12 protein-coding genes and 5 tRNA genes are annotated in these 11,358 nt (G+C 43.2%); 4 read left to right on the top strand and 13 right to left on the bottom strand.

What is annotated here, in order from left to right; genetic code table 11:
• Positions 1-5: 5 nt before the first annotated feature.
• From nusA to tpiA, 9 genes are all read right to left on the bottom strand, one after another.
• Positions 6-1,490, bottom strand: a complete 1,485-nt coding sequence (nusA, locus tag HUK62_RS03010; RefSeq protein WP_005400937.1) for a transcription termination factor NusA — start codon at positions 1,488-1,490, stop codon at positions 6-8.
• 39 nt (positions 1,491-1,529) lie between these two features.
• Positions 1,530-2,054, bottom strand: coding sequence for a ribosome maturation factor RimP (gene rimP / locus HUK62_RS03005; protein ID WP_004692708.1), 525 nt, complete (start codon positions 2,052-2,054; stop codon positions 1,530-1,532).
• A gap of 228 nt (positions 2,055-2,282) precedes the next feature.
• A tRNA-Met gene (locus HUK62_RS03000) sits at positions 2,283-2,359 on the bottom strand.
• 89 nt (positions 2,360-2,448) lie between these two features.
• A tRNA-Met gene (locus tag HUK62_RS02995) sits at positions 2,449-2,525 on the bottom strand.
• A gap of 69 nt (positions 2,526-2,594) precedes the next feature.
• Positions 2,595-2,671 (bottom strand) — tRNA-Met (locus tag HUK62_RS02990).
• 69 nt (positions 2,672-2,740) lie between these two features.
• Positions 2,741-2,817: transfer RNA gene (locus tag HUK62_RS02985), tRNA-Met, on the bottom strand.
• 49 nt (positions 2,818-2,866) lie between these two features.
• Positions 2,867-2,951 (bottom strand) — tRNA-Leu (locus tag HUK62_RS02980).
• A 53-nt stretch (positions 2,952-3,004) separates the two neighbouring features.
• Positions 3,005-3,334, bottom strand: a complete 330-nt coding sequence (gene secG / locus HUK62_RS02975; RefSeq protein WP_004692710.1) for a preprotein translocase subunit SecG — start codon at positions 3,332-3,334, stop codon at positions 3,005-3,007.
• A gap of 13 nt (positions 3,335-3,347) precedes the next feature.
• A complete protein-coding gene (gene tpiA / locus HUK62_RS02970; protein ID WP_176537052.1) occupies positions 3,348-4,139 on the bottom strand; it encodes a triose-phosphate isomerase in 792 nt (263 codons plus the stop codon).
• A 279-nt stretch (positions 4,140-4,418) separates the two neighbouring features.
• On the opposite strand from tpiA, the gene pilB reads away from it, so the two are divergent.
• Genes pilB through coaE form a run of 4 tightly spaced genes read left to right on the top strand, consistent with a single transcriptional unit; the run spans position 4,419 to position 8,854 of the window.
• Positions 4,419-6,131 carry a type IV-A pilus assembly ATPase PilB gene (gene pilB, locus HUK62_RS02965; RefSeq protein ID WP_176537051.1) on the top strand — a complete coding sequence of 571 codons (1,713 nt, stop codon included), beginning with the start codon at positions 4,419-4,421 and terminating at the stop codon, positions 6,129-6,131.
• A gap of 30 nt (positions 6,132-6,161) precedes the next feature.
• Positions 6,162-7,388 (top strand): type II secretion system F family protein, encoded by a 1,227-nt coding sequence (locus HUK62_RS02960; RefSeq protein WP_176537050.1) that lies wholly within the window; start codon positions 6,162-6,164, stop codon positions 7,386-7,388.
• Positions 7,388-8,248 carry an A24 family peptidase gene (locus HUK62_RS02955; protein WP_176537049.1) on the top strand — a complete coding sequence of 287 codons (861 nt, stop codon included), beginning with the start codon at positions 7,388-7,390 and terminating at the stop codon, positions 8,246-8,248. Before HUK62_RS02960 ends, HUK62_RS02955 begins: the two co-directional genes overlap by 1 nt.
• 6 nt (positions 8,249-8,254) lie before the next feature.
• Positions 8,255-8,854 carry a dephospho-CoA kinase gene (gene coaE / locus HUK62_RS02950; RefSeq protein WP_062035173.1) on the top strand — a complete coding sequence of 200 codons (600 nt, stop codon included), beginning with the start codon at positions 8,255-8,257 and terminating at the stop codon, positions 8,852-8,854.
• 14 nt (positions 8,855-8,868) lie between these two features.
• Here the strand turns inward: coaE and HUK62_RS02945 are convergent, their stop codons facing one another.
• The 4 genes from HUK62_RS02945 to HUK62_RS02930 form a co-directional block, all read right to left on the bottom strand.
• Entirely contained in the window at positions 8,869-9,786 is a 918-nt protein-coding gene (locus HUK62_RS02945) for a DMT family transporter (protein ID WP_176537048.1), read from the bottom strand.
• 32 nt (positions 9,787-9,818) lie between these two features.
• Positions 9,819-10,568: a 23S rRNA (guanosine(2251)-2'-O)-methyltransferase RlmB gene (gene rlmB, locus HUK62_RS02940; protein ID WP_004692717.1), complete on the bottom strand. Its 750-nt coding sequence runs from the start codon at positions 10,566-10,568 to the stop codon at positions 9,819-9,821.
• Between the two features lie 142 nt (positions 10,569-10,710).
• On the bottom strand, positions 10,711-11,034 hold the full coding sequence (locus HUK62_RS02935) for a pyrimidine/purine nucleoside phosphorylase (protein WP_004692718.1): 324 nt from the start codon (positions 11,032-11,034) through the stop codon (positions 10,711-10,713).
• Positions 11,035-11,100: 66 nt separating this feature from the next.
• Entirely contained in the window at positions 11,101-11,241 is a 141-nt protein-coding gene (locus HUK62_RS02930) for a hypothetical protein (RefSeq protein WP_176537047.1), read from the bottom strand.
• Positions 11,242-11,358 lie beyond the last annotated feature (117 nt).

Genomic DNA, 11,358 nt, shown 5'->3' with positions numbered 1-11,358 from the left:
ATCTCCTAGTTAAACCATGATTCGCGCGCTTTCATAATAAGTTGACCTGCTTTCTCTGTACCTAGACTTTCAATATCAGCAATATCGTCAGTCGCTTGGTCAGCCAAGTCATCAATTGTGATGACACCACGTGCTGCAAGTGCATAAGCAATCTCTTGCGTCATCCCTTCCATTGCAACGAGTTCCGCGCTTGGATCTTGGATGTTTTCTTGCTGCTGTAATGCATCAGCCAATGCAACTTCTTTGGCACGACTTTGAAGTAATTCAACAACTTCAGCATCTAGCTCGATTTCGTCAAATGTTTCAGCTGGAACATAAGCAATCTCTTCTAAAGAAGTAAAGCCCATTTCAACCAATGCCATTGCCAAATCTTCTTCAATATCTAGACGCGATACAAATAGGTCTAAGTATTGTTGTGCTTCATTTTGCTGACGAGCATGATACTCATCTTCAAGCATCATGTTGAGTTTGTAGCCTGTCAGTTCAGAGGCTAAACGTACGTTTTGACCTTGTGAACCAATCGCACGCGCTAATTGATCGCTAGTTGCGAAAATAATGTCCGCTGTACGCTCTTCTTCATCAATCACAATACCCGATACATCTGCTGGCTCTAAAGCACTTGCAATGTACTGCGCAGGATCATCAGACCATACAACAACATCAATACGCTCACCGTTCAATTCTTGCTGAACTGCTTGGATACGTGTACCACGCATACCAATACATGCACCCACTGGATCAATACGATGATCATTGGTTTTCACAGCAATTTTAGCACGAACGCCAGGTTGACGCGCTGCCGCTTTAATCTCAATGATTTCTTCAGAAATTTCAGGAATTTCTTTCTTCATCAAAGCGATGAGCATTTCAGGCTTGGCACGTGACAATTGTAATTGTGCACCACGACCTTCACGGTTCACATTAAACAAAATCGCATTTACACGTTGTTTCGGACGCAAAATTTCTTTTGCAATCATTTCTTCACGTGCAAGATACGCTTCTGCGTTATCGCCAAGGTCAATGATAAAGCCATCTTTGGTTTGCTTTTTCACTTCACCGTAGATCAACTCACCCACTTTAGACTCGTAGGCATCTGCAATTAGCGCACGTTCAGCTTCGCGAATCTTTTGAACAATCACTTGTTTTGCAATTTGCGCCGCAATACGACCGAAGTCAATTGAAGGCACTTCAAGCTCACGAATATCACCAATCGACCATTGTGCAGGATCAACATCTGAAATCGCATCTTGACATGCTGGCATTTCATGATCTTCATCCGCAACCACTTCCCATTGACGGAAAGTGCTGTATTCGCCCGTTTTACGATCAATCTCTACACGAAGCTGAGCTTCTTCAGAGTTTGTTCCTTCGTAAAATTTCTTTTTAGTCGCAGCAACAAGCGCTTGTTCTAAGGCTTCGAAAATCGCTTCACGAGGTACACCTTTTTCATTACTAACCGTTTCAACTACGGTAAGAATTTCACGTGCCATAAGCCACCTATTCGTTCAGATTCTTATTTATTAAATGAATTAATCTTGATAGACCAAATTGGCTTTATCAATATTATTACTATCGATTTCAAGCACCTGTTGCTTTTCCACTTCGACTTGAATCATTTCAGCTTCAAGATCTACAGCAACCAATTTAGCTTGGAATTTACGACGGTTATCGACCGCACTGATCAAACGAAAAGCGATCTGTTGACCAATATATGCAGGTAATTGTTCAAGTTGGAAAAATGGACGATCCCAACCCGGAGATGACACTTCAAGTGCATATTCACCTGAAATTGGATCATGGACATCCATCATTGCGCCAACTTGCTGAGTCACGCGTACACAGTCTTGTACGCCGATGCCACGGCCCTGCTCTTCTTCACCATCTTCATTGATGATGGGTTCTGCATTCTCGTCGACCGCTTTGTCGATATAAATGCGTAATAAAGAACGTTTTCCTTGAGGAAGAAATTCAATCCCCCAAAGATCAACACCACAGGCTTGCACTGCAGGAGCAATTAAGTCTTGGAGTGCTTGAGTTTTATTTGATAGCTTCATTTACTCTCGTCATTTTTGTGCGATTCAATGGCCGAAACAGACCACTACAAGCCAATACAAACTATAGTAGTAGTGGAACATGACACTTTGACTTTCACCGTATCCGGCTCACATCGACACTACACGATAGCCAATAAAAAAGGGCGTAATCGCCCCAATTATTGCACAGAAAATTAATATCCACTGTGCAAAAAGGCCCACCTTGTTGTGAGCCTCTTTTTAGAAACTTGGTAGCGGGAGCTGGATTTGAACCAACGACCTTCGGGTTATGAGCCCGACGAGCTACCAGACTGCTCCATCCCGCATCAACGTGCAAAAATTATATACAAATATGAACTATTTTTCAATCTAAATACTTCGTACTTGCTCTGATTTAGTTGCACCTAAATCAAATTGGTAGCGGGAGCTGGATTTGAACCAACGACCTTCGGGTTATGAGCCCGACGAGCTACCAGACTGCTCCATCCCGCAACAAAACGCAAAAATATTCTTAACTTAATGACTTAAGTTACTCACCTTAGTTTGCATCTAAAATAAGATTGGTAGCGGGAGCTGGATTTGAACCAACGACCTTCGGGTTATGAGCCCGACGAGCTACCAGACTGCTCCATCCCGCAACAAAACGCAAAAATATTCTTAACTTAATGACTTAAGTTACTCACCTTAGTTTGCATCTAAAATAAGATTGGTAGCGGGAGCTGGATTTGAACCAACGACCTTCGGGTTATGAGCCCGACGAGCTACCAGACTGCTCCATCCCGCATCAACAGAATTTGCTGCATACACCAACTTAATCTTCTGGATTCATAAGTTGGTGCGGAAGGGGGGACTTGAACCCCCACGCCCGAAAGCACTACCACCTCAAGGTAGCGTGTCTACCAATTCCACCACCACCGCAGCTGTGACGCATTCTAGTAGCATCGTCACAAAAAAGAAAGGACTAATTCCAATTATTCGCTTGTTTTAGGTGCAGCTGGCGAAGTTTCAGTCGATTGTGCAGGTGCAGAACTTGTCGTTTGCACTGACTTTAAGCTATAGGCATCTGTGGTTTGCTTTTTGGCAAACACAGCCAACGACAAACTGGTGATAAAAAACAAGGCCGTCAAAACCGCAGTCAATCGGGTCAAGAAATTACCTGAACCTGATGCACCAAATACAGTTGCAGCACCGCCACCACCAAACGAAGCACCAGCATCTGCACCTTTACCATGCTGGACCAAAATCAGCACGATCATCAACACAGCTAAGATAATATGTACTACCAGCACAAAAGTTTGCATGCTGAACTCCTAATTATTTTGTATTTGCAAATGCTTCGACAATTTTATAAAACGACGTTGCATTTAAAGATGCCCCACCGACGAGTGCACCATTGATATCTGGACAGGCCGCTAACTCTACTGCATTTTCAGCTTTTACACTACCACCATATAAAATGGCCATGTTCCCGCCATGACTGGTAATTTGCGTGAGGCCTTCACGGATTTTCGCATGCATGGCTTGTGCATCTTCTGGTGAAGCAGTTTTTCCTGTACCAATGGCCCAAATTGGCTCATAGGCAATCACAATATGAGGCCACTGCTCTGCCGTTACCACACTGGCTAAGTCGCAAATTTGTTGTAAAACCACTACTTCTGCCTGACCAGATTCACGCTGTTCTAAGCTTTCACCGACACAGTAAATGACTTTTAAACCCGCATTTAAGGCATTTTGAACTTTCGCATTTAAAATTGCTGCGCTTTCAGCAAAATATTCACGACGTTCTGAGTGACCAATTAAAACATATTCAATTTGACTATCTTTGAGCAGTTCTGCACTCACCTCACCCGTATATGCACCCATGTTACCAAAACGCGATACATCCTGCGCTACAGTAAAAACTGAACGTGCAGCATTCGCCAATTCAGCCTGCATTGAAGTCAAAGCCAGCGTCACAGGCGCAAGCCCAATATTACATTTTTCTTCTGCTATTTCATTCTCTTGCAAGAGCTGTTTAAATTCTTTAAGCAATTGCTTGGCATCTGCCTGCATTGGGTTCATCTTCCAATTGCCGACAACCCATGGCTTAATCGTCGAACCCGACATACAGCACCCTATTCAAAACAGTTCATTAAAACGGCCTCATTCTACACGGTATTTATTTTTCAAAGATAGTTTTCTTCTAGAATTTCTTCGGCAATCAAAATAATACGAGTCAAAATAAAGACATCTTTTTGTAAAAAAACCGCCTGCTATCACGACCAGTTCATGCTTTTAATCGATATTAAGGTGGTGACAACACTTTCAGATATGGTATTTTTGTGCAACAAAAGTATAATTTTACGATACCAATTATAAACAATTGAGAAGTTAAGGATCTGGGGAATGTCAGTATCAAATGGTTTGCCTAAGTTCACAGGCTTCATTCGACGCTTAGTCGAAGACGGACGCATGACTGCTGAAAATATGCAGCAGGCAATGCTCTCTGCAAAAAAGGCTCAGCAAGACATCGTTCCTTATCTGATTGAAAATCATAAACTCTCCCCACAAATGATCGCTGAAACGATTTCTTTGGAATTTGGCGAGCCTGTTTTTGACTTAAGTGTCTATGATTCTGTACAAATTCTACGGGATCTGGTCGAAGACAAACTTATCACCAAGCATCGTGTATTGCCGATTTACCGTCGTGGCAATATCCTCTATATCGCTACCAGCAATCCAACCAACATGGATGCGATGGACGCAATTCGCTTCAATTCTAAAATGAATATTGAAGCGATTATTGTTGAACATCCTCAACTTGAAAAACTAATCGAACAAAATTTCGCGCAAGCCGATAGCTTTGAATTTTCTGATGAAGATATTGATTTAGACTTAGAGCAAGACCATCAGAACTCCAATGACGAAGAAGATGACTCACCTCAAGGGGATGAAGCGCCGATCGTCAAATACATCAATAAATTACTGATCGATGCGATTCGTATGGGCGCATCAGACTTGCACTTTGAACCTTATGAAAAATCTTACCGTGTCCGTTATCGAGTAGATGGGGTTCTGCGTCATATTGCCAGTCCACCACTACAACTGGCGACTCGTCTTGCCTCACGTTTAAAAGTTATGTCACAAATGGACATCTCTGAAAAGCGCGTCCCGCAAGATGGCCGAATTAAATTAAAGCTGTCGAAAAGCAAAGCCATCGACTTCCGTGTCAACTCACTTCCAACCTTATTTGGCGAAAAGCTGGTTCTACGTATTCTCGATCCATCCAGTGCTATGCTGGGGATTGATGCTTTAGGTTATGAACCAGATCAAAAAAACCTATTTATGCAGGCTTTAGACAAACCGCAAGGCATGTTGTTAATTACTGGCCCGACAGGTTCAGGTAAAACGGTATCGCTGTATACAGGTTTGAATATTCTAAATAAAGAAGACACCAATATTTCAACTGCGGAAGACCCTGTTGAGATTAACTTAGAAGGCATTAATCAGGTCAATGTGAACAATAAAGTCGGCCTCACCTTCTCTGCTGCGCTGAAGTCCTTCTTACGTCAAGATCCTGATATTGTGATGGTTGGTGAGATTCGCGACCTTGAAACAGCTGAAATCGCAATTAAAGCTGCGCAGACAGGTCACATGGTCATGTCGACACTCCACACCAATAGTGCACCTGAAACTCTGACACGCTTACGTAATATGGGGGTTCCCTCTTTTAACATTGCGACCTCGGTCAATTTAGTGATTGCACAGCGTTTGGCACGCCGTTTATGTAGCCAATGCAAAGCCGCTGTCGACATTCCTGAACAAAGCTTGCTCGAAATGGGCTTTACTTCCACAGATATCAAAGATCCAGACTTCAAAGTTTATCAACCGGTGGGGTGTGCTGAGTGCCGTGAAGGCTATAAAGGACGTGTTGGTATTTATGAAGTTATGAAAGTCACGCCAGAAATTTCAAAAATTATTATGGAAGATGGCAATGCCTTACAGATTGCTGAAGCATCTGCAAAATTAGGATTTAACAATTTACGTCGTTCAGGTTTACTCAAGGTTATGCAGGGGGTCACTTCCTTACAAGAAGTGAATCGTGTAACCAGCGAATAGTTGAAATATTGAAAGAATAAGGATAAATGCATGGCTGTCAAAAAAGCACAGATGATGCCAACCTTCAATTATGAAGGGATTGATCGTAAAGGGGCAAAAATTAAAGGGGAATTGCCTGCACGTAATCTCGCCCTCGCCAAAGTTACTTTGCGCAAACAAGGGATTACCATCAAGAGTATTCGAGAAAAGAAAAAGAATATTCTTGAAGGGATAATGAAGAAAAAAGTGACCACACTGGACATCACGATTTTCACTCGACAGCTCGCAACCATGATGAAAGCGGGTGTACCGCTGGTTCAAGGTTTTGAAATTGTGGCTGAAGGCCTAGAAAACCCATCTATGCGTGAAGTTGTCCTCGGCATTAAAGGTGAAGTTGAAGGCGGTAATACCTTTGCGGGAGCACTCAAAAAATATCCGCAATATTTCGACAACTTATTCTGTTCATTAGTTGAATCAGGCGAACAATCAGGTGCGCTTGAGACCATGCTGGACCGTGTAGCGGTCTATAAAGAAAAAAGTGAATTGTTAAAGCAAAAAATTAAAAAAGCCATGAAATACCCAGCAACCGTGGTTGTGGTTGCTGTGATCGTGACTATTATTTTGATGGTCAAAGTTGTGCCTGTTTTCCAAGATTTATTCAGCTCTTTTGGTGCAGACTTACCTGCATTCACTAAAATGGTGGTAAATATGTCTGAATGGATGCAGAAATACTGGTTCATTTTGATTATTGTCGTTGGTGTTGTGATTACAGCTTTACTCGAAACCAAAAAGCGTAGTAAAAAGTTTCGTGACATGTTGGATAAAGCCGCGCTGAAAGCCCCAATTTTTGGTGATTTAGTCTATAAAGCAATTATCGCGCGCTATAGCCGCACGCTGTCTACCACCTTTGCTGCGGGTGTACCCTTAATTGATGCTCTCGAATCTACAGCAGGCGCAACCAACAATGTTGTGTACGAAGAAGCTGTGATGAAGATTCGTGAAGATGTCGCAACAGGGCAACAGCTTCAATTCGCGATGCGTGCCACCAATAAATTTCCATCAATGGCCGTACAGATGGTGGCGATTGGTGAAGAATCTGGTGCGCTCGATGCCATGCTGGATAAAGTTGCAACTCACTATGAAAACGAAGTCGATAATGCGGTAGATGGCTTAACCTCAATGATGGAGCCTCTCATCATGGCGGTCTTGGGTGTACTTGTGGGTGGCCTAGTGATTGCCATGTATCTACCAATCTTCCAAATGGGTTCTGTGGTTTAATGCAAGAAATAATTTCCTATCTTATCAATACTCCAATGGCGCTTTATTTCGCCGTTGGAGTTTTTAGTTTGTGCATCGGTAGTTTTCTGAATGTGGTGATCTATCGCACTCCAAAAATGATGGAACAAGAATGGCGCACCGACTGCCAACTTCTGCTTCATCCTGAGCAGCCAATTATTGATGAAACGAAGCTCACATTGAGTAAGCCTGCCTCAACCTGTCCAAAATGTAAAAGTGCCATACACTGGTATCAAAATATCCCTGTGATGAGTTGGTTCCTGCTACGAGGAAAGTGTGGCACTTGCCATAACCCGATCAGCATTCGCTACCCTGCGATTGAACTCCTGACCGCCATTTGTGCTTTGGTCGTGGTTGCAGTATTTGGGCCAACAATCCAAATGCTGTTCGGTCTCGTGCTCACTTATATTTTAATCGCCTTAACATTTATTGATTTTGACACTCAGCTTTTACCTGATCGTTATACCCTCACCCTTGGAGGTCTAGGTTTAGGTATCAATAGTTATGCGATTTACACCACACCAACAGCGGCCATTTGGGGTTACATCATTGGCTTTTTATGCTTATGGATCGTGTACTATCTGTTTAAGCTCATCACTGGCAAGGAAGGTATGGGTTATGGCGACTTTAAGTTACTTGCTGCTTTAGGCGCATGGATGGGCCCTTTGCTGCTGCCGCTGATTGTGCTACTTTCCTCTTTCGTAGGTGCCATTATCGGCATCATCCTGCTCAAAGTGCGCAAAGAAAATCAGCCTTTTGCTTTTGGTCCGTATATTGCCATCGCAGGATGGATTGCCTTTTTGTGGGGTGAGCAAATTATGAAAATATACTTAGGCAATTAAAATAATATGTCATTTATTTTAGGTCTGACAGGCGGGATTGGCAGTGGAAAATCTGCTGCAAGCCACTGGTTTGAACAACAAGGCATACAGGTAGTTGATGCTGACGTGGTTGCTCGAGAGATTGTTGCTGTAGGGCAACCCGCACTTCAGCAAATTCGAAGCAGCTTCGGCGAGTGGGCCTTACTGGACAATGGCGAACTGAATCGACGCGCTTTACGTGAACACATTTTTCAGGACCCGTCTGCCCGTAAGCAATTGGAAAAGATCACCCACCCTGCAATTCGTCAGTCCATCATGCAACAATTACAAGCTGCGACCAGCCCTTATGCGATTTTGGTTTCACCGCTACTTTTTGAAACCAATCAGCATGAACTAACACAACATACACTTCTGATCGATGCTTCAATTGATATCCAGATTCTTCGTGCTTCGCAGCGCGACCATCAAACCATTGAGCAAATTCAAACCATCATTAAAGCGCAAATGTCCCGTGAACAAAAACAAGCGTTGGCCGATGATATTGTGGTAAATGATGGACACTTGGAACACTTATATGCACAACTCAGGCCATTGCATTTAAAGTATTTGGCCCATTCAGAAGTCTAAAAAAATGCAGTCGACTATGACTGCTTTTTTTGTTGCACGAGTTGGGCTTTCAAACTGTCCTTGCGTATCCAGCGCCAAGGCTGCAAGGCACCAATCCCCATCCCCACAAGCCCACATAAAATGGCAACACTCAAAGGTTCATTGAGCAAAGGAACCGCAATAATCGCAGCAATAAATGGTGCTAAAGTAACAATACTGCCCGTTTTAAATGCCCCCAAACGTTTAATGGCTTCTACATAAGTAAGGGTTGCTACAATCACCACAAATATGCCATGAAATATGACCTGAGCAATCAATTGCACAGGTTGCACATGTGCTAAGGTTTTAGGCAAAAACAAAACATAAATCGGCACAAATACCATCGCAGACCAGATCGCAACACCTGCCATCGAATGCCATGCGGATAATTTCCATTGCCGAAGCAAGACAGTAAATGTTCCCCAAAGCACCGCACTAAGGAAAAATAAACCATCGCCGAGACTAAAAGCGATACCTGTTTCTTGATACATCAACCCACTCATGGCCGTCAGTGCCAATAACATAATACTGAGGCTAAGCCAAGTATGGCGGTCAAAGGGTTGCCGAAATAAAAGATAAGCCGCGACAGCCGTGCAAAGTGGAATACAGCCATTGAGAAAGATCGCAGCATGTGCCGCAGGCACATAATGAAAAGCTCTATAAGCGGTGATGCAGTAACACACCCCTCCAATCATCGCCAAAATAAAAGGCTCTTTCTTCCACAAAAAGGCGGTATCTTTTTTATAGATCAAGATTGGCATTAAGATGCAAAACGCCAAGAGAAAACGTAAGGCGGTAATATCCCACGCACCAATGCCCCAATTGGCACTGAGCCGCGCCGTTAAGGTAAATCCCCCCCAAATACACATGGTGATGGCAATAAAGACATAGCCTTGTTTTTGAGGGGTCATCATTAGGCTTACATTGAATCAGGAATTAAAAAAACTTAGACATTACGTTGACGGCATGCTTCATACAAAGCCATACCCGTTGCCACACTGACATTCAGACTTTGTAGATTGCCCGCCATCGGAATATAAACGGTTTGATCGCATTGAGACTGGGTAATTGGACGAAGACCAGTATCTTCAGCACCCATCACCACACATACAGCCGTTCCAGTAAAATCGAACTGTTGTAGCGGCAAGGCTTTTTCATCCAACATGGTACCGACCACACGCACATTAAACTCATCTTTAATTTGCGCTAAAGTCCGAGCCAGATTGGTCACTTGGATAAATTTGACTTTTTCAGCACCACCTGCCGCAACTTTGCGCGCGGTCGGGGTCAAACTTGCAGAACGATCGCGAGGCACAATCACGGCTTCAACGCCCATTGCAGCCGCGGTACGGATACATGCGCCGAGGTTATGCGGATCGGTGACTTGGTCTAAACCCAGCAATAAACAATTTGGAGATTGTTTCAGTAAGGCTTCTAGATCTTTTTCATTGAAAACTGGATTAGGACGGACCGCAGCCACAACTCCTTGGTGGAACGGCAAGCCAGCCATTTTTTCTAATCGATCCCGACCCGTTTGTTGTACGCTAATACCAAACGGTTCAGCCAACTCAAGTACACGCTTTAAACGCTGATCATCACGTCCTTTTAAGGTAAAAAGCGTCAGTACGCGTTCAGGTTCAAGTTCCAACAATGACTCCACCGAATGAACGCCATAGAAATATTCAGGTTTAGCCATGTAGGACCTCTAAAAAGATAAATGACCATCGACACGATGTGCCAAAATAAAAATCCTGTAAAGCTGACTTTACAGGATTGCTGTGCAACAGATAGTTTAACCGATTTCGCTCGAAATTACTTGGCGAGTATCGGTTGAAAGCTTAGCCTTCTAAATGGCACACGTAGTCCAACACTTCGTCGGTTTCAATTTTAAAACGACTATTGCCAGGTACATAAAAAGACTGACCTGCGCGGAACAATTCGCTCTCTTCGCTGTCAGCAATTTGTACACGACATTCGCCTGAAATAATTTCCATACGCTCTGCTACATGTGTTTCAAACGTCAAAGCTTGCTCTGTCGGAAGAATGACCCCTAACGTTTTTTTGGTACCATCTTCAAATTGCACAGTATGACTGATGCATAAACCGCCAAAATAAACATTGGATTTTTTAATGACAGAGACATGGTCGAACTGAGTTGACATGCGTACACTCCAGATAATGCGCATTTATATTCGTATTGATTCGCTAGTTTAAAGATGTGCGATTAACTAATCAATCGATGTTTTATTCCCCTCAATCAATATTTTGTTAAAGTCCGACCATCGTACAATTGCCTCAATTTCCAGCCCATTTTGGCGTGTTTTTTGCCCGTGCGTCGGTTCGCTGAGTCGTTCTCTTTCTGTATACATCGCATACCCACAAGTTTGTGCTGTGTTTGCTATAACAGTTGGATTTAAAAAAATCTGCTAGGTCGACTTTCAGATTCACGCTAAAATAAGCCGACTTTGCACAAAACGAATAGCGTT

This window comes from Acinetobacter sp. NEB 394 (assembly GCF_013374795.1).
Taxonomy (GTDB): Bacteria; Pseudomonadota; Gammaproteobacteria; order Pseudomonadales; family Moraxellaceae; genus Acinetobacter; species Acinetobacter johnsonii.
This window is presented reverse-complemented; position numbering and strand designations above follow the sequence as displayed.

Bases quoted from the DNA above. Each gene is read 5' to 3' on its own strand.
- nusA (WP_005400937.1), bottom strand. From the start codon at position 1,490: ATGGCACGTGAAATTCTTACCGTAGTTGAAACGGTTAGTAATGAAAAA.
- rimP (WP_004692708.1), bottom strand. From the start codon at position 2,054: ATGAAGCTATCAAATAAAACTCAAGCACTCCAAGACTTAATTGCTCCT.
- secG (WP_004692710.1), bottom strand. From the start codon at position 3,334: ATGCAAACTTTTGTGCTGGTAGTACATATTATCTTAGCTGTGTTGATG.
- tpiA (WP_176537052.1), bottom strand. From the start codon at position 4,139: ATGTCGGGTTCGACGATTAAGCCATGGGTTGTCGGCAATTGGAAGATG.
- pilB (WP_176537051.1), top strand. From the start codon at position 4,419: ATGTCAGTATCAAATGGTTTGCCTAAGTTCACAGGCTTCATTCGACGC.
- HUK62_RS02960 (WP_176537050.1), top strand. From the start codon at position 6,162: ATGGCTGTCAAAAAAGCACAGATGATGCCAACCTTCAATTATGAAGGG.
- HUK62_RS02955 (WP_176537049.1), top strand. From the start codon at position 7,388: ATGCAAGAAATAATTTCCTATCTTATCAATACTCCAATGGCGCTTTAT.
- coaE (WP_062035173.1), top strand. From the start codon at position 8,255: ATGTCATTTATTTTAGGTCTGACAGGCGGGATTGGCAGTGGAAAATCT.
- HUK62_RS02945 (WP_176537048.1), bottom strand. From the start codon at position 9,786: ATGATGACCCCTCAAAAACAAGGCTATGTCTTTATTGCCATCACCATG.
- rlmB (WP_004692717.1), bottom strand. From the start codon at position 10,568: ATGGCTAAACCTGAATATTTCTATGGCGTTCATTCGGTGGAGTCATTG.
- HUK62_RS02935 (WP_004692718.1), bottom strand. From the start codon at position 11,034: ATGTCAACTCAGTTCGACCATGTCTCTGTCATTAAAAAATCCAATGTT.
- HUK62_RS02930 (WP_176537047.1), bottom strand. From the start codon at position 11,241: ATGTATACAGAAAGAGAACGACTCAGCGAACCGACGCACGGGCAAAAA.